The organism is Rhizobium sp. K33 (genome assembly GCF_056501445.1).
In genome coordinates this window covers 2,086,459-2,104,120 of the sequence record NZ_CP096478.1, presented here as the reverse complement: position 1 = coordinate 2,104,120, position 17,662 = coordinate 2,086,459, and the positions used below count along the sequence as shown (strand labels likewise).

Annotated in this window: 13 protein-coding genes and 4 pseudogenes; 6 read left to right on the top strand and 11 right to left on the bottom strand. The window is 55.8% G+C overall.

Annotated elements, in window-relative coordinates; all coding sequences use genetic code 11:
* Positions 1 to 24 precede the first annotated feature (24 nt).
* The 4 genes and pseudogenes from M1E12_RS10425 to M1E12_RS10410 form a co-directional block, all read right to left on the bottom strand.
* Positions 25 to 2,568 carry a lipopolysaccharide biosynthesis protein gene (locus M1E12_RS10425; RefSeq protein WP_479564646.1) on the bottom strand — a complete coding sequence of 848 codons (2,544 nt, stop codon included), beginning with the start codon at positions 2,566 to 2,568 and terminating at the stop codon, positions 25 to 27.
* 380 nt (positions 2,569 to 2,948) lie between these two features.
* A pseudogene (locus M1E12_RS10420) lies at positions 2,949 to 3,101 on the bottom strand (transposase domain-containing protein); the annotation flags it as partial.
* A gap of 127 nt (positions 3,102 to 3,228) precedes the next feature.
* Positions 3,229 to 3,282, bottom strand: a pseudogene (locus tag M1E12_RS10415) (hypothetical protein); the annotation flags it as partial.
* Positions 3,283 to 3,299: 17 nt separating this feature from the next.
* Positions 3,300 to 3,412, bottom strand: a pseudogene (locus tag M1E12_RS10410) (IS3 family transposase); the annotation flags it as partial.
* Between the two features lie 220 nt (positions 3,413 to 3,632).
* On the opposite strand from M1E12_RS10410, the pseudogene M1E12_RS10405 reads away from it, so the two are divergent.
* A pseudogene (locus M1E12_RS10405) lies at positions 3,633 to 4,413 on the top strand (IS5 family transposase).
* 9 nt (positions 4,414 to 4,422) lie between these two features.
* Here M1E12_RS10405 and M1E12_RS10400 read toward each other — a convergent pair.
* Complete coding sequence (locus tag M1E12_RS10400; protein WP_479564645.1) at positions 4,423 to 4,968, bottom strand: winged helix-turn-helix domain-containing protein; 546 nt, start codon at positions 4,966 to 4,968, stop codon at positions 4,423 to 4,425.
* A gap of 632 nt (positions 4,969 to 5,600) precedes the next feature.
* Between M1E12_RS10400 and M1E12_RS10395 the strand changes: the two genes are divergently transcribed.
* The 4 genes from M1E12_RS10395 (at position 5,601) to M1E12_RS10380 (ending at position 10,870) form a co-directional block, all read left to right on the top strand.
* Positions 5,601 to 6,833 carry a hypothetical protein gene (locus tag M1E12_RS10395; protein ID WP_479564644.1) on the top strand — a complete coding sequence of 411 codons (1,233 nt, stop codon included), beginning with the start codon at positions 5,601 to 5,603 and terminating at the stop codon, positions 6,831 to 6,833.
* Positions 6,834 to 6,925: 92 nt separating this feature from the next.
* Positions 6,926 to 7,978 carry an acyltransferase family protein gene (locus M1E12_RS10390; RefSeq protein WP_479564643.1) on the top strand — a complete coding sequence of 351 codons (1,053 nt, stop codon included), beginning with the start codon at positions 6,926 to 6,928 and terminating at the stop codon, positions 7,976 to 7,978.
* Positions 7,979 to 7,992: 14 nt separating this feature from the next.
* On the top strand, positions 7,993 to 9,069 hold the full coding sequence (locus tag M1E12_RS10385) for a glycoside hydrolase family 5 protein (RefSeq protein ID WP_479564642.1): 1,077 nt from the start codon (positions 7,993 to 7,995) through the stop codon (positions 9,067 to 9,069).
* A 112-nt stretch (positions 9,070 to 9,181) separates the two neighbouring features.
* Positions 9,182 to 10,870, top strand: a complete 1,689-nt coding sequence (locus tag M1E12_RS10380) for a GumC family protein (RefSeq protein WP_479564641.1) — start codon at positions 9,182 to 9,184, stop codon at positions 10,868 to 10,870.
* A 206-nt stretch (positions 10,871 to 11,076) separates the two neighbouring features.
* On the opposite strand, the gene M1E12_RS10375 is transcribed toward M1E12_RS10380, so the two are convergent.
* The 5 genes from M1E12_RS10375 to M1E12_RS10355 form a co-directional block, all read right to left on the bottom strand.
* Positions 11,077 to 11,721 carry a hypothetical protein gene (locus M1E12_RS10375; protein WP_479564640.1) on the bottom strand — a complete coding sequence of 215 codons (645 nt, stop codon included), beginning with the start codon at positions 11,719 to 11,721 and terminating at the stop codon, positions 11,077 to 11,079.
* A gap of 22 nt (positions 11,722 to 11,743) precedes the next feature.
* Positions 11,744 to 12,811 (bottom strand): hypothetical protein, encoded by a 1,068-nt coding sequence (locus tag M1E12_RS10370; protein ID WP_479564639.1) that lies wholly within the window; start codon positions 12,809 to 12,811, stop codon positions 11,744 to 11,746.
* Between the two features lie 292 nt (positions 12,812 to 13,103).
* Positions 13,104 to 13,526 (bottom strand): hypothetical protein, encoded by a 423-nt coding sequence (locus M1E12_RS10365; RefSeq protein ID WP_479564638.1) that lies wholly within the window; start codon positions 13,524 to 13,526, stop codon positions 13,104 to 13,106.
* Positions 13,526 to 13,804: a hypothetical protein gene (locus M1E12_RS10360; RefSeq protein ID WP_479564637.1), complete on the bottom strand. Its 279-nt coding sequence runs from the start codon at positions 13,802 to 13,804 to the stop codon at positions 13,526 to 13,528. Before M1E12_RS10360 ends, M1E12_RS10365 begins: the two co-directional genes overlap by 1 nt.
* 47 nt (positions 13,805 to 13,851) lie before the next feature.
* A complete protein-coding gene (locus tag M1E12_RS10355) occupies positions 13,852 to 14,853 on the bottom strand; it encodes a hypothetical protein (RefSeq protein ID WP_479564636.1) in 1,002 nt (333 codons plus the stop codon).
* Positions 14,854 to 15,415: 562 nt separating this feature from the next.
* Between M1E12_RS10355 and M1E12_RS10350 the strand changes: the two genes are divergently transcribed.
* Positions 15,416 to 16,051, top strand: a complete 636-nt coding sequence (locus M1E12_RS10350) for a recombinase family protein (protein WP_479564635.1) — start codon at positions 15,416 to 15,418, stop codon at positions 16,049 to 16,051.
* Positions 16,052 to 16,134: 83 nt separating this feature from the next.
* Here the strand turns inward: M1E12_RS10350 and M1E12_RS10345 are convergent, their stop codons facing one another.
* Positions 16,135 to 17,553: a hypothetical protein gene (locus M1E12_RS10345; RefSeq protein WP_479564634.1), complete on the bottom strand. Its 1,419-nt coding sequence runs from the start codon at positions 17,551 to 17,553 to the stop codon at positions 16,135 to 16,137.
* Between the last annotated feature and the right edge of the window lie 109 nt (positions 17,554 to 17,662).

Genomic DNA, 17,662 nt, shown 5'->3' with positions numbered 1-17,662 from the left:
ACTTCTTGCGCCGTCGGAACCTCGCTAGCGCGACGCCGGTACCCAGTCGTAGGGATCGGCCTTGAATACGTCCGGCTGTACCACGGGGAAGGGGCGATCGGACCGCATCGCCAAGGGGACGCAAACGCACAATATTGCGAACATGAGGAGCCAGTTTCTAGCCTGCAATGGGAGCGCTGCGAACGTCGCTAGTCCAATTGGAAGCAAGACCATTTGATACCGCGGTTGAACATACAATGAAACAGAAAGCATCAGCCATGCGCTGAGCCACAACATCGCCATGATCTGTGGCCCGCGATCCGGGAATGCACGTCTTGCGAGGGCTGTAACGGTGCAAGCGCCGAAGGCCACGATGTTCAGAATTCCGAACACCCAATATCCAACACCGATCCAGTAGGGAGCGCCTGTGGACTGCCATATTACCGGATACATCGCGAGGCTGGCAGCGTTTAGTGCGCACCGTTTTAACCACGCGAGCAAGGCTTGACTGATACTCAAAACCGACAAGTCAGGAGCCGCGAGCAGCTGACCACCGATCCGTTGCGCTGTCTCGATGTTGACGCGGAAAAGTGGCAGCCACTCCGCCCCAAACCAGATGAGTGGAACGACTACAGCGCATGCGCCGCCGAGTATGGCAACTATTTCTGCCTCTGAACGCTTCAACTTTTCAGCTAGGGCTGTCGTCACAACGATCGCTGCAAGAATGGCGCCATACCCAAGTCGGAAAAAAGCAGCTGCAGCGGCAATGGCGATACACGTGACAATCCAGTGTCGTGGGCGGGTCACTAAGGCCCAGCAGATCGCAAGTGACAGCACGAGCAGCGGAAGCTCCTTGTTCGGCCCAGGCATCAAAAGTAGCAAGAAAACATTGGCGCAGATGCCGACGAGTGCAAAGCTGTTCGGCTTCGCGAATCCGCCATTCAGCACCAGCTGCTCGTATAGCCAGGCAGCACTCAATATCAGCGCGAGATTGACCACGGCAAACATCCACGAGCCGATTAGGTAGCCCGGCGCGTAAAGGACGAATAGGCCGAGGAGATCGAGCCGATCGATGTAAAACAGCGTCTCGAGCGTTCCGATTTCGTGCAGCGAGTGAGCAAGTGCGGCGACGTCAGTCACCGAGAACCCAGCCGACAGTGCGGCCCAGAAGTTCGCCTGTATCAACAGCGCAGCGATAAAGCCCGCTGCGGCAAAGCAAAACGTGATCTGCCAATAAAGTCCGCGTAACGAATTCTTCTCCGGGCTCCTCTTTGTCGTCACCTGCGAGTTCGCGGCCCAGAGAATGCCGCCCGCCAACTGTACCGTTGCGCAAAGCAGCCAAACCCACCCTCCAGCTTCGACCCCGATGCGGGGTCCGAAGTACAGCATGAAGGTCGACCCAACGATGATGTTCACTACGTTGATGGTCCCGATCACTTTAGCCGAGCCGAACACCACCATCTGTTGGTAGAAGATCTGGTACAACGAGTTGACCCCAACGGCCAAGAATATCAGCTGCAGCGGAAACGTGCCGACAGACTGCACTTCGGCGTCCGGAATCCACCAGTGAAGAATGGTTGGCGCCAGCGCTGCCATCAAAAGGCAAGGCAAGAAGTTCAATACGAAGATGGCCAGTGCTAGCTGCTGGAGCGAGCGACGTTGGCCGCGCGGAAGCTCCGTTGACAGGCGCGGAAGAAATGCATTCAGCACAGGGCCCTGAACCTGGAAGAACGCGAGGCCAAGACTGGCAACTGCGATGTAACGACCGTAATCCGCGAGGGGCACAAGACTCGAGAGCCCGAATCGGTCAATCTGCGAAACAGCCATACCTGCTAAGATTGCGACCGAAAGACCTGCGGTTTCTTTCAAAAGTGCTAGCACGTCCGTCAGTCGAACCAATGCGCGCTCGCTGGCCATTTGCTTCCGAATTGACCACCGGTTGGTGGACCACTCCACAACAGTCAAAGTGGTAAACCCAATCAGGTAGCCCGCCGCTGTCGGCGACCACAAAATTACCAACAATGCTGCCGCCGCATGCTTTGCAGTCGCAAACAGGGTCTGCCGGACGTTTACCGTCTTTTGTTCCTGGGTACCGTTCCAAAAACCTAAATGCACAGCATTCAAGAATTGGAAGAAAAACATAACGAATGCCAGCCGTATCTCAATGTGACTAGACGACGCTGCCGCTGTGCCTTGGAGCCATTCGGTTTCGATCCAGCCTGCGAACACAATTCCCAGTGCCGCCACGACCGCGCCAACCCCTAGATATGCGGCAGAGAAGATCCCGAACGTCCGAGATAGGTTTGATCCTCCCGAGGCTTTGGCGCGAGCGATCTCGCGGGGAATAAGTTGACCTAAGCCAACTTCGCAGAGCGCAAGAATGCCCTGTAGTGCTATACAGAAGGCTACAAGGCCCCACTCTTGCGGCGCAAGCGTGGTCACGTAGAACGGAATCAGGAGTATGCTCAAACCGGCGCGCCAAATCACGCCGGCGAAGTTGAAAGCTGTATTCCGGAGAGCTCGCGACTGGGACAGTCTGAGATGGCGGAGCTCGATGACAGTCTCGGCTATTCTCTTAAGCTGGCTCAACCGACAGGCCCTCCAGCGATTAGGGCTAATGAGACTGAATGACGGATCCCAGCCGCACCTGCGACTCGATCGCATGGCTCAGCAAAAGCAAGCGCGCACAGCGCGGAGCAAAGTGGAAGCAATTTCAATGTGTTTTCCCTTGATCAGCGACGTGACGCGAGGAACATCGGCGCATTGCCCGCAGCTAGAGTCTCGCCCATTGAAGTTGGTTGCGGTTGTAATCAATCTGACAGGTCTGTGCAAATAGTCGTATCCGGGGACAGAGCGGGAGTTAAACGGGTCTTTCCGACACCGGAAAGACCAACCAATCGCTTGTCGTGACAGGACTTAAATCTCTCCGGGTAGCATCAATAACTTCGTAAACGGCAAGCTGAGGCCGTTCAGCGCGTGTAATTCCACGGCACGAGCGCCTCGAGATCGCTGCTGGGCCGGCCGTTGGCGATGCGCTCGAGGGTGTGGATGAGCCAGGCCTGCGGATCGACGTTATTCACCTTCGCCGTCTGAAGGAGCGTGGCGATTGTCGCCCAGCCCCTTCGGTAATCTCCCCATTCTTACAGGGCTCCGCAGTAGAATTCACGCGGCCATTTTCAGTTTCTGCACGGGCGTTATGCCGCCGATGCCCGTATTGGACCGTTCGTTGTTATAGGTCCATAGCCACTGCGTGGCGAGTTCCCGCGCCTCCTCGATACTTTCAAGATGTATTGGTCGAGCCATTTGTGTCGGACGGTGCGGTCGGGAGCGCTCAACATAGGCATTCCGTTGCGGCTTTCCGATTGGATGTGGCTCAAAGCAATTCCTTGCGTACTGCCCATTCCATCAATTTGACACTGACATACTCAGGTCCATAGGATCCTGGGAGTAACGTGCAATTTAATGTTGTGGCCGCCTGCCCAGCCCCGCATGAGATTGTGGATGTATGCCATCCCGCCTGTTCGATGATGAGGACGGCGTGCGCATTGTCCGCGATGTTGCGTGAGATCTCGATCAGGTGCTAGGCCCTGTTGACAAAGTGGACTCCCAAATCAGCCGAAGCATGATTCAAGACTACCTTTTAGGAGGCAGTTTTGGCTCGCGGCGACCTGACGGATATGGAATGGCGGATCATCGAGGGGCTTTTGCCCAGGGAACGTGGCAGGAAGTCTCGGCCTTCGCACGATAATCGGCAATATCTGAACGGGATGCTGCATGTTCTGCGGGTCGGATGCCCTTGGCGCGACATGCATGAGCGCTACGGAAAGTGGAATTCGGTCTATGTGCGTTTCCGCCGTTGGGCCGAACAAGGCGTTTGAGACGCTCTGCTTGAGACCCTCGTTGAACTGGGGCTGACAGATGACTGGCAGCACATGATCGACAGCACCACGGTTCGCGGTCATTCTTAGGCTGCGGGTGCTAAAGGGGGACTTATCAGGAGGCTTTTGGTCGATCACGCGGCGGTTTTACGACGAAAATCCACGCCCGCGCAGACGGTCAAGGACGCCCTCTTGGCTTCGTCCTGACGGGCGGGAGGCTTCGGACTACAACGCCGTTCCGGATCTGCTGGCGATACCCGTCCGCAAGCCGAGGCTGTTCCTTGCTGACAAAGGCTACGACGGCGATTTCGTGCGCGAGGAACTTCTGATCCATGGGATCGGACCAGTCGTTCCGCCGAAAGCAAACCGGAAGAACCCACCTGCCTGCGACTTCCGGGCTTACAAGGACAGGAACCGCATCGAGCGGATGTTCAATCGCCTCAAGCAATTCCGTCGCGTTGCGACCCGATACGACAAAACACGGAAATCCTTCTCAGCATTCCTCGCCCTGGCCGCTGCAAAGATATGGTTGCCATACATTGTCAACAGAACCTAGTTCATGGGATTAGTGTGGCACCACGGCATGACTAGGGCGGCAGTCCTGCTCTGTTAGGGGCAGATTGCACGGAAGATGTCGGCTGATCTGGTTCGCTGGTCGTGCGGCACAGACAGCCTTGTTCCCGCTGGCCCAGCGACGCGTGATCTTGTTCTTCTTGCCTATCCGAGTTTCATCCTGGAACCAGATTTTGATCACTTCGCCATTAGCGGGGCCGACCGCGATTTCTGCCAGAGCGGCGGCGAAGTCCTTTTTGGATGCCTCAGCCGCTGCCGGATCCTGCGCATGATGTCTTGGGCGCGCAAAGAGCTTGCGATACCCCATGGCCCGCGCTTCGCCCCCAAGCGTCTCCTCGCTCACCGAGATGTGGAACTCTTTCCAAATCCGTTGGGCCAAATCACACCAGACGCCATCGGACGACGCCATCAATATAAGGCGTCGGTCCGCGCTCGATGGCTGACGCCAATGCCTTTCCTGTTTGTCGTTCAGGAGCAAAGGCTTTCCCGGAGCCTTGCCGTTGATCAGCCCGCCGGGCTCGCCAGCATTGAAGCGCACCCCTAGTCGCGCACGATCTGAACTATCAAGCTGCCAAGCCGGGCGGCATCGGCACATGAGCCAGCATCATAGATCGATGCGAGCGAAAGAAGCGGCCGCGCCTAATCGGCATCGCCCGTATGCCGGGCCATGCGCTGCAACATGGACCCGTCGAAATCCGACAGCAAAGAAAGCGCTTAACCCATCGCAAACCTTCTGTTTGCGCCAGAGATTCACATTCGTCCGCTGCTCGGAATCTCCACTAGATTCGAACTTCCCGACAACTGGTATTTGACATTAACCTGATCGGCTGTGCCAAACGCATGACCAGTTTCCACCTGAGTGAGAGTGGGTTGGTATCGTGCGTGGTACACCTTCGTGTACACCTTGGTGTAGCGCTACTCTCCCTTTTGCTATAATGACTTAGGCAAGTGCCTGAAAACGCTGGTAGCGCTTGGCCACCTGGCGGAGAGTCCCGCCGCCGCGACCAATGCGGTCAAAAGGTTCGGGTGAGTTAATCAAATCGATCCGATGGTGCAGCGCAACGTGTTGGTGCCCTGACAGGAACGTGGACTCGGAGGCCGCTGCTGCTTGGCACTCTGTACGCCCTCATTTCCCTTCTCGCTCAAGCGCGAGTCGGCTACCTCTGAACCATGAGCATCAGCGCGCTGGGCGATCCGCATTCCAAGTCCGTGCCCGAGCCTGTCCGCGATCGCGGGCGGCTGGTGCGTGTCGTTGTGCCCTTGGCGGTTATGTATAATGGCGTGCTTGCCATCGTGAATGCACATGTGATGCCGCTTGGCTTTTCCCATGTCGCGCTGGTCGAGATCACGCTGCTCTTCATCACGCTGCTCTACCTGCTCTATCGGGGGCTGTCGCAGGAGGCCCTGCCGATCGTCACCCTGGTCGGCTTTTTTGCGCTGGTCATGCTCTACACCTCGGCTGCCAATGGCATGCTGTTCGTCGACTTCTTCCGCAATGTGCTGATCATCGCGGTGTTCTGCCAGTTGGGCATGATGACGGACGGGCGCAGTCTCGCCTTTGTCTTCAGGATCTGCTGTGGCTTCATTCTCTCGGTGTTGCTGGTCGAGATCTTCTTCACCCGGATCTATGAGGATCTCTTTTATCCGGCGCTCTATTTCACCAATACGCGCGGGCTCGAGCAGGTGGCATTCGGTGGGGCGAAGATCTTTCAGAATGCAATCAACATCCCGGGCCGCTTTTCCTTCGGGCTCAGCGACCACCGCACCTCGTCGCTCTTTCTCGAGCAGGTGTCGCTTGCCAATTTCTCAGGCGTGCTCTGCATCTATCTCGTCAGCCGGTTCAACCAGATCCCGCGCTTCGACCGCGTTCTGATCCTTGCGACCGTCGTCTTCATTCTGCTGACCAATGATTCGCGCAGCATGCTCGCCTTCTCGTTCATCTGCCTTTTCGGCTACTTCCTGTTTCCGAAGATCAGCAATGGCGTCAGACCGCTGATCATGCCGGCGATCATCATCGCGGGCGCTCTCGTCTATCTCATGCGCCCGGATGCGAGCGGCGACACCTTTGACGGTCGTATCGTGCTCACCATGAAGGGCTTCTTCAGCCTCGATTTCGTCGAACTGCTCGCACTCGATGTGCGCAACATCGCGAGTTTTGCCGATAGCGGCTATATCTATGTGATCAATGCCAGCACCGTCTTCGGGCTCCTGGCCTTCTGGCTGTTCGTCAGTTTCTATCCGGCGGGGCAGGGGGCGGCGCAAAAGCGCTGTGCCTTCACGCTCGCCATCTTCATCTTCCTCAACATGATGATTGGCGGCACGGCGATTTTCTCGATCAAGGTGGCGGCGCTTCTTTGGCTGCTCGTCGGGCAGATGCGAGCGGCAGACGCCGAGCCGCATTAACCGCGTTCGGAGGTCTTCCGGACAGGATCGTGCCGGGCAGGCTATAAGGAGCGAACGGTCCATGCTCCCTGTCTGACGGATTGCCACCGCTCATGTGCGTTCAGCTGCAGTATATCAGGGCAATCGCTGCTCTTCTCGTCGTCTATTTTCATGCCATCCTGCAGCTTGAGAAGCTCAATCCGGATGCCTGGATGACGGACTACCTGTTCGGCAAGAGCGGCGTTGACCTCTTCTTCGTGCTCAGCGGTTTCGTCATGTGGATCACCACCGCCGACAAGCCGCAGACGGTCACGGATTTTTGGTGGAAGCGCGTGCGCCGTGTCGTGCCGCTCTACTGGGCCGTCACGCTCGCCGCGGCCATGGTGGCGCTCGTCCTCCCGCAGATCCTCAAATCCACGCAGTTCGATGTGCCGCACATCCTCGCCTCTCTCGCCTTTCTGCCCTGGATCAATCCTTCTGATCCCGCCGGCGAGATGATTGCGCCGCTCATCGTTCCGGGTTGGACGCTGAATTACGAGATGTATTTCTACCTCCTGTTCGGCCTTTGTCTGCTGGTGCCGGTGCGTCGTCGCATTGCTGCCATCACGCTTTTGATCGGCAGCATTTTTGTGCTTGCCAATCTTGCGCCCGAGAGCACGGCAGCGAGGTTCTACGGCGACACCGTCATCTTTGAATTCGTCGCCGGCGTGATCCTCGGTCGGATCTACAAGTCAGGTCTGTCTCTCTCTGCCCCTGTCGTCGCGGCCGGCCTTGCGATCGGGTTTGCGGCGCTGCTGTACAATGATTATCGCGCCTTCGAGCTGCCGCGGCTTGTCACGATCGGCATCCCGGCCGCCTTCATCATCTTTTTTGCCACGGCGATCCGCATTCCCGACCTCAAAGCCTGGCGCTGGTTGCGGATCCTGGGAGATGCCTCCTATTCCATCTATCTCACCCATATCTTCACGCTGGCGGGCTCGCGCATGATCTATCCTTACGTGATCGGGGCCGTTGAGAGCGACACGCTGTTCGTCGCCTTGATGATCGCCATGTCCACGGCCGTCGGCCTTGCGAGCTACTATCTCTTCGAAGTGCCGGTTGGCCGTTTCCTTTCGTCGGCCAATCCGCCCCGTTTCGGTCGGGTCGCCAAGGCTGGCAGCGCATGAGAGCAGGTGCCAAGATGACCGTAGCCAGCGCAAAGACGCCTAGTCGCCGCGCCCTGTTCGCTGCCTTGATTGCAGCGCTTGCTGCGGGGCCCAGTTATGCCGGCCCGGGTGATCTCTGTTTTCGCGGGCTGAACATCTCCGGTGCGGAATATGGCGAGTTCGACGGAGTCGAAGGCGTCAATTTTACCTACCCGTCTGCTGCGACCGTGTCCTATTTCGCGGACAAGGGTTTCGACACGGTGCGTCTTCCCTTCAAATGGGAGCGCCTGCAGCCACAACTCGGTGAGGCCTTCGAGCGAACCGAACTGGAGCGTTTGAAGACCAGCGTTGCTGGGCTTAGGGAGAGGGGCCTTCTCGTTATCCTCGATCCGCACAATTTTGGGTATTATGGCGGCCACAATATCGGCTCCTCGGAGGTTTCCCCACGGCAGTTCGCGCAGTTCTGGATCAGGCTCGCGGCCGAGTTCGCCAATGAAGAGGGCATTGCCTTCGGGTTGATGAATGAACCCCATGACATCGCGCCATTGGTCTGGCTCGATGCGGCGAACCAGGCGATCGCAGGCATACGGGCGGTCGGTGCCCGCAATCTCATCCTCGTGCCGGGCACGCACTGGAGCGGTGTCGTCACCTGGGGTGAGGATTTTGGGCGCGGTTCCAATGCGACCGTGATGCTCGGAGTCGTCGATCCGATCGATAATTTTGCCTTCGAGGTGCATCAATACATGGACAAGGACCTGTCCGGCACCAATGAGGCCTGCGTCAATGCGGATCTGGCCGTCACCGGCATCGCCAAGCTGTCCGACTGGCTGCGGACCCATGACAAGCGCGCCTTCCTCGGCGAATTCGGCGGGTCGAAGGACAAGGATTGCCTGACCGGTCTGACGCGCATGATGGATCAGGTCGCCACGGATTCCGATGTCTGGCTCGGCTGGACCTATTGGGCGGGCGGCGACTGGTGGTCGCCGGAAGAGGGCAACAACATCCAGCCGACGCAGGCGGGAGACCGCCCGCAACTCTCCGTGCTGCTTCCAGCTCTTCAGCCTGCTGCCGCAGATCCGGGCGCTTGCCTGCGAATTCCGCCCGCAGGCTAAGACTTAATTAACCGTAAAAACTCATAGTTCGGCAAGAAACTGACGTCTCGCGGGCAACCGCCTGACGCCTTCATGCATGGGCAAGGCAATCGTGAGGCAGACAACTCGAGCGATGGGCGAATTCGATCCTCAGCATCGCCGCACGGGCACGCAATCGCCGTCATCTGCTGGCGGAGCCAATGTCAGCTTGCGTCGCTATCTCGGTGCGACTTCCGAGGCAGGGGAAGAGCGAGGTCCGCGGGCGCGGCGTCCGCTCACCATGGACGACATCGAACAGCGCGCCCGCGAACGCTTCGGCTGGGATCTGTCGCGCGGGGATGACCTGTCTGAGGAGATGCCGCGTGCTGATATGGGCCAGAAGCCCTTGTCGGAGGAGCGTCCACTGGCTGCCCAGCCGGAGGCTACCCAGCCGGTGGCGCAATACGCCGACGCTCCGCTCGTCATCGACCTGAAATTCGTGGCGCTCGCCGCCTGGCGATACCGGACGGCGGTGCTCGCAGGCGCCGTTGTCTGCGCGCTGCTTGGCGGTGGCATGACGACCCTTCTCTCCAAGAAATATAGTGCGACGGCGACGCTCTACTTCGATCCGCAGAAGCTTGCGGTGGAGCTCGTGGACAACGACCGCGCCACATCGCCGGAAGTGCTGAATGCGACGATCGACAGCCAGACGCAGATCATCACCTCGCGCTCGGTCCTGGAGACGGTCGCAAGCAATCTGCAGCTGACCTCCGATCCCGAATTCGTCGGCCGGGCCTCGGGCGACGCGGCGACGGACATGAACCGCGTGGTCTCGGCCATGCAGAAGCACATCCTCGTGTCCCGGCAGGACGGCACCTTTATCTTCCAGGTGAAAGTGACGACGGGCCAGGCCGAGAAGTCGTCCGAGATCGCCAATTCGCTCGTTGCGGCTTACCTCAAGAACAGCCGCATCAATGCCGAAGACAGTTTCGGCAGCGTCAATACGAGCCTGGTCAATCAACTGACGGCGCTGAGCAAGGCGGTGATTGCGGCGGAAGCCGAGGTGAAGGCTTTCACCTCCAAGAACGATCTCTTCGCCGTTGGTGGAGACCAGATCGCCGACAAGCGCCTGCAGTCGCTGGATGATCTGCTGGTTGCCGCCCAGCAGAAGATCATCGAAGCCAAGGCCCAGCTCGACACAGTGTCGAAGCTCAACATCAACGACGTTCTCGTCGGCGATGCCACCGCTTCGCGGACGCTCGGAGACCTGCGCAATCAGTATGCGAGCCTTTCGGCCAATGTCAGCAGCCTGACGGAGCGGCTCGGCCCACGCCACCCCCAGCTGCAGTCTGCCAAGGCATCGCTCGGCGACCTCGAACGGCAGATCCGCCTCGAACTCGAGCGCATGGTGGTCGCTGCCCGCAGTGCTTACGAATCGGCGCAAAAGGAAGAGGCCGATCTCCTCAAGGAGCTCAATGTTCAAAAGGCTTCGCAAGCCACCAATTCAACGGCGCTGATCGAGCTTAGCGAGCTCGAACGCAAGGCCAAGGCTGCACGGGACGTCTACGAGGCGGTGCTGAAGCGCAGCGAGGAAACGGCGGCCGAGATGAGCCTCTATTCCAGCAATGTCCGGATCATCGCCGAAGCCTTCCCGCCGCAAACAGCCGACGGGCCGGGTCGAACCGTCCTCCTGATCGCGGGTGCCTTCGGCGGCGGTCTCTTCGGTCTCGGCTTGGGGATCGTGCTGGCTGCGGGGCTCGCGCTATTTCAGCGGGTGAGGGGGAATGGTGGGCCCGGAGGGAGCGCCCACCATCGCTCAAAAGCCTTAAAAGCTGTGGCTTGAGGGATGGCTAGGGGGACACGATGTCCCCCTTTGAAGGCGTTGCATCGCATTCGCTAACGATCTTTGCAATAGACCTTGAATGGTCAGCCTTCATCTCCACTAGTGGCTCACCGATTTTAGCGCGTTACTACTGGATAAATGAGCTCCAGCAGACCTCGCAGTCTCAGGTCAGGGCGGGGCAAACCATTGTGCAGCGTTAGATCGGGCTAGCGTTGGCCGCTGTCGGCATCGCCTTGGGATGATACTTTGCTTTTCTCTAAGATACCCTCAAGCAATTGCATATTGGGCTGTCTATAGATTGGCACTGATATGTCTTCCGAAGTCCTGTACAAGCTTGCCTTCACGGGTAGGCGCATCCCGCCTTGAAGAACCTCCATCTTTAGGGGGAGACGTTCATCATCTGAGAGCCGCAGTCGTAGCTCTGCAAGGCCGCGTTTCTCGCCGCCAATATAATCGTAAGCCCAGACATGCAGGCCGTCCGCTTCCTTTACTCCCTCCAACAGGAGGTTGTTGAACACATAACCCTCTTTGAGCCCCTCTGACTCAATCTCACCTTCGACTAGTCCGTCGTATACTTGCAGCCTCATGCTGATAGGCCCGCCATCGGCGGTCGCTAGCGCCCATTCCTGTTCGGTGCCGTCAACCCAACCCTCAAGACTGCTAGTCCACCGACCACTATAGTTCTTGTCCAGTTTCAGCCACTCGGTTACTTTCTGCGTGGCCTCCGGCGCTTCGTCCATGAACGAGTTGATCTTAGCTGGTAGGTCAAGAATGCCCAGAAATATTGATACGAGCCAGCCCGAGGCAGCAACTAGTATAGTGACAATCGAGATCCTGCCGTGCTTAGTCATGTAGCCTCATTTGGGTATGGTGTTATTCGCTGAAGGCGTTCAAGTGTTTGAAGCGCCATAATAGGAAGTGCGGATCTTCCTCCGCTGCTGCCAATCTCTCAACCATGTCTGCTTCTTGTTTGGCTATGAGGCCAATGCCACTCGCTCCTGCGACGGCTGCAGCTGCCTGGATCATGCCCCCTGTCATGTATGAAGTAAGAGCCATGGCCGCAGTTCCTAGAAAAGCGCCAGTCCTTCTGAGCGTCTGTGCCCTTGCTATAGCCCGAAATCTGCGCTCCAGCGCATCAATTTTAGGACGTAGAACGTCGTTGATCAGTTCGTCTCGGTCTGTACATCCAGCCTGTGTTACTAATTCCTTGAGCGCCATTCGTGCTTGAGCAAGGTGGTCCTGCTCGTCGTCCAAGATCCTGCAAAGATCTTGGGTGCTAACTCCTCCTATAAATGGAAACGTTACATCAAAAAGCAGCTGCTCTCGTGCTGACCGGTCTTCGTCTATCAGTACCGGTATCGCTGCACTTGCCGCGCTAGGGACGACGACGTGCCACCTATCGAATGGGCTGTTGACGTCTACATCAATAATTTCCCAGGTCGATGGTTGACCGTCTAGTCCCTGTGTCTTTAGCGTGACCAAACCTCTCGTGGGTTCTGGTACAACACGGCCAGTAGACACTAGCGGTTCAATATCCCGTAGCAATTCGATTGTATTGTCATCGCTGGGCATGGAAAACATGGGCAGAGCTTCAAGCACGCCTTCGCGCATTGGCAGGTCGGCTGTATCGGCGATTGAAAAGCCAATTCCGTTTTCGGATACAAACTTCTCGACTGCCTCTCCTGGTGCAGGGACGGAGATTACCATCCCTTCTGTGGCTTTGAAGGAAACCTGACTAACGTCGTTCATAAGTGCGGAGAAACGGATAAGGCTAGCAGCTTGATAAGTAGTCTGCTGCAGCCTCAGTCGAGCTTTGAGGCCTGCAGAACCCGCAAGGGCCAAATTTATCGCTTTGAAATTCTCTTGATACGACCCAATCCATTCGGAGGGCTCTAAGTGCCGTTGGTGCAGCATGTTTGTCAGTATTGTCTGCAATCTCATTACCGACGCGTCCTCAAGCTTCACGGCAAAGCCGCAATCAACAGTCTACCGAGATTCGACGCAGTAATTGATGCCGCACGTGTCATGGTCCTCGTAGCTTTTACCAATCCTACCAATGGTTTGTGACTAGAGTGCTGATTGGTGCGAATCCCTAATACATTAGGCAAACACATCGATTATGACAGTTTGGCTGGGATAAAGTGTAGTTCGCTCACCACGTTTGATATTTGTTATTAATCATATCATGCCGACTTCATTTAGCTTTTCCCATCGGCCGAGTTCACTGTATACGTCACATCTTAGCAATCGCGGAGCGAACTGTGAAAATAAAGGTTATTGCAGCCAGGGCCAAGCAGGCAACTCCCACGCTACCCGTTTCTACACTGGCGCCAAGGATATTAATCTTTGACACAGCATCATCATCTGAGATGGAGACAAGATAAATCCCAGCAACAGTAAGTACTATAGCTGCAACCAAGCTTACAACAGTAATAAATGATATATGGACGTGTCTACTCATGGCGACAGCATTTCTTTCTTCGGATCCGTTGACTAGCAGAGCTATGGAGACAAAGTGCTCTACCATTTTTCTTGGCGGCTCTGGTAATAAAGATAATTGCTCTTGAAAAACCTTCAGGCGGTCTTGTGCGGGGGTTTGGTTTATAATCGAAATGATCTTGTCGCTGATCGAGCGCCAATCTTGTTCTGCCGGCATCAAGGGGCTCTATATATCATTTCAACGTCGCGACCGAGGACGACATCTTGATAGGTGTCCGAGGTGTCGTCAAATAGTCTTTGCGGTATTTCAGAAATAGAACGGTATTCAGCGATACCTGCACCCGTTTGCTGCGAGCGAATCCGATAGACTGTGTCGAGTTTGCCGTCGACGATTAGTTTCGTAAGCTCTTCGTTGAGTATGGAGACATTCGGGGCGCCAACCAGCTCAACAACACGCTTCGCCGGATACTCAACAGGCGGCTTGCTGGCTCGCATTGTTGAGACCAAGCGATTAAGTCGCTGTACCCATGGACCTTTTGAGCTCATTTGTTGTGCTCTAGTATTGTGCTCACGATATACTGATATTCGAATTTTGACACCTTACTGGTAATCGCGAGCTCGTTTGCCTCGCCTGAAACTAATAGACCGATGGAACGCTCCATTGGTCCATGCCGCTTCATCGTGATTGTAACACGCTCACAGTGAGCATGTCCCTTTTTTTGCAGAAAGCGATCCAAGCTGGCGACGCCTTCGGCATCGTCATACATGCTGGAACCGATGCCACCTGCTGCAGCGGAGAGGCGTGTTCCGGAGGTGTTCGAATGCTGAGTGTGTCTTAGCCCGAATATCGTCTGGAGCTGGCTTCTTTTGGTGCTGTCTAATAGGTTGGCTTTGAACTTGTCGAGATTCTCATCCATCCAGTCCAACCTATTCACTACGGGATGCAGAAGATTGAAAACTCCCTCGGCGTTTCCGCCGTAGCTCACCGCCTCAGCGTACGATTGCAACCTAACTTCCGCTAGGCCGTTCTCCTGGATTCTGATCATGTTAACAGCGCGGTACGGGATTTGATTGTAGGTTACGATCAATTGACCGTTTGCCGCTTGGTCTGAGACCTTCTCAAGCGATGTGCGCTTCTCGACGATCTTAAAGTAGACGGCTCGCGTGCTTCCTGCTTCTTCTCTGATTTCTACGACTGTGGGCTTGTCTGGCATGTCCACAAGGGACATCGTTCCCAACTTTGGCAGGCCAGCACTGTTGACCGACTGTGAGAGGCTGCCATCGAACAAAGAGGCAATGTTTCTCCCAGGCACCAGTCGATAAAGAAACACATGTTGCCCGCCATGTTCCTCTGTTTGTCGGAGCAACTCGATCAAATCGTCTTGCGTAAGTCGTCCATCTGCGTGTGCTGGCCGAAGCCGCGAATTAATCATGGCCTGCCATGAATTGGCAGAAGACGGAAGGCTGCGTTCTTTCAGAAAGGCGCTCACCTGTTCAAGTGTGCCCTGCGCGCTAATAAGCTTAAATAGTAGTTCCAAATTCACGGTGTGTTTCCCTGCGCCCATAATTGTATGCACGCGTTCGCCATAATGGCCAGTATCGAGCGACGGCTACGATTTTCAGGCGCATGCGTGTTCTTCTTAACCAACAGCTCGACTATGTAGTGGCTGACGTTCACGCTAGTGGAGAACAGTGTCAACTTTTTCGTACGGTAGTCATTCGCGGTCAGTGGATCTCGTTGTTCGTCGCTACCGGTTCCCCCATAGGTTGGTACACGCGAACATACTACGGCCTCGTTTTGACTCAAGTTCGCAAACGCTGAAACTGAATAATTTTACGAGAGGGTATTTAAGTCACCTCAAATCGCCGTTTCCCCCACGGGTGCCATCTGTATTGCTGCCAGGATGTCATGCCTTGTTTCAATTACTATTGTTCCATACGCGTAGGTGCGTTTGCAGCGACATAAGCGAGGGGAGGGGGAGCTGTCCGCACGGGTATACCCTAATGAGCAAGTGGCTGTCTGCAAAAATGTATGTCCATAAGGGTTGACTTCGGACTATGGACAGTGATTTGTGTGGACATGACTCTTATGGACAGGAAGATGTGATGTCAAAGACCGTGCTCTACGCCCGTGTGTCAACCGTTGACCAGACGCTTGACCACCAGAGGATCCAAGCAGAACAAGCAGGATTTGTGATTGACGAGGTGATTGCTGACCATGGCGTGTCAGGCATCAGTACCAAGCTTAGGGACAGACCCGAAGGCAAAAGGTTATTCGACAAGCTCAGGCATGGGGACGTGTTGGTTGTTCGTTGGGTTGATCGCCTGGGGCGGAACTACGAGGACGTAACCAAGTCAATCAAGGACTTCATGGACATGGGTGTCATCGTGAAAACGGTGATCAATGGCATGGTCTTCGACGGCGCGACGAAAGACCCAATGCAAAAGGCGGTTAGAGACGCGCTGATAGCGTTCATGGCCGCAACAGCACAGGCGCAAGCCGAAGCGTCGAAAGCCGCTCAGCGGGCCGGAATAGAGGCAAAGAAGGGGGATCCAAGGACCTACCCCGGCAAGAAGCCGAGTTACGACCGCAAGGCCTTCCAGAAGGTGGTGGACATGCTTGCGCTAGGGCATGGAGCCTCAGAGATCTCGAAGGCCACCGATTTGAAGAGGCAGACTGTGATTAGGATCAGGGATGATCAGGCGAAGGCTGAGGCAATCCTGACAAAATGGGGCATGTGAGCCAAAAGCTTATAGGATACAGGCGCTTGCGCTTATTTGCACGAGTAATAGGGAGGTCATTGGGCGGAGCCTGATGGCCTTCCTTAGTTTAGTACCCATTTTCTGTTCTCTATGAATGTGTTCACTCTGTCATAGTATTTTCTATAGGGACCAGTGATATCTTTAAGTGGCTGGGTCATATCCAGAAATCCAGTGGAAGGCACATCATGTTCGATCTTCTTCGGTTTAATGGTTATATCCTTCCCGTACCTGCTATGGAACGTCTCCTGCATAACCTCCTGTAGCTCGTCTTCTAGTTTTGCATGTATGATGAAACTGTCATGCACAGGTAGGCATGGGTATCCCTTTTTCGCAAACTGATGCATAATTTGCTCTGCCATATCGGAATCTTCGCGTTGTAGATGCAGCCCGTGCTTGGACTTGAAGTATTTCCTAATTGGCCCGTGCCGTTGTAATATCTCGTGCTGAAGTTGTTCCCAGCTGATGCCTAGCTTCTGGCTGTCGAATCCCTCGATAGGGTTCAGTCGTTCGCCCGCGTTCAGCATTGCGTTGAATGTCTGTTTGACGATTTTGCGGGGAACTGGCAGTCCGATCTCGTAGGCATCGTGATCTAGCGACAGCCCTTCTTTGGCGTAGATCATGGCCGGATGCAGGTGGGAGTAATCGAGCTCTACAGTCGGCTCGTCGTCGATTGTGATGTATGGTCTGTAGGCTTTCGGAACGCTTTGCCACCAGCCACCGTAGAAGCGGCCACCTTTGGTCCAGTCGTTGTCATTGAAGATGCGCACAATTGATCGCCTAGTTAGATCAATGTGAGCGGGAGGCTGATAGACTGGGTCCGTGCGCCATGGTGCGCTATCAACGGCCTTATTGGCCATGCGCCGGTTCAACCCTTCGAGTTCGGTGTCTGAGATCCGCATATCGAACCAGTGGTTTTGTAGCACGACGTTGATTGTTTGCAGATGGACCCGCATGGATCGTATGCTGTCATCGTCTTGATACTCTACAGCGCGCTTGTCCTTGTCCCTGAGCACAACCGTCTGCAAGTCACCCGTGTTGAGAACTGTCGTTGCGGTCACAACCTCTGACATCGGGGCCAAGGTATGCGCTAGCTTCAAAGTCCCGGCAACACGGGTCACTCGCCCGCCACTGTGAGACCCCTTCGTAATCACAGCCATGTAGCCGGCCTGTAGCAAGCCACTGAAGGCATCTTTGAAGATGCTCCAGGTGACAAAGCTCGGACGATAGATGGACCGATTGACATAGGTGCTGTTCGACTTGCTGACCCCAATCGTCATTTCTGGGTCACTGAGCTGTGCCGCGAACAGATCGAGTATAAGGGCACTGACTGCGCTGGCGAATGCGTCGGAGGACGATCCTCTTCCTCTGGTCCGCTTCTCTTGCGCGCTCAATTCCTGCAGGATCGTGCCAAGGGCGGCTTGATAGGCTGGATGAGCGTTCACTCGGAACCAGTTGACTGGTCTGGATCTGGTCTCGGGCATAGCTGCACTGCTGTCGTGAAATGACGATTCCGGACGCTATAAAGAAATAGCTGGCCGGTTTCCATGCCACAACATCCTCAGCGACGGCATCATTGCGTAGTCGCTTTGC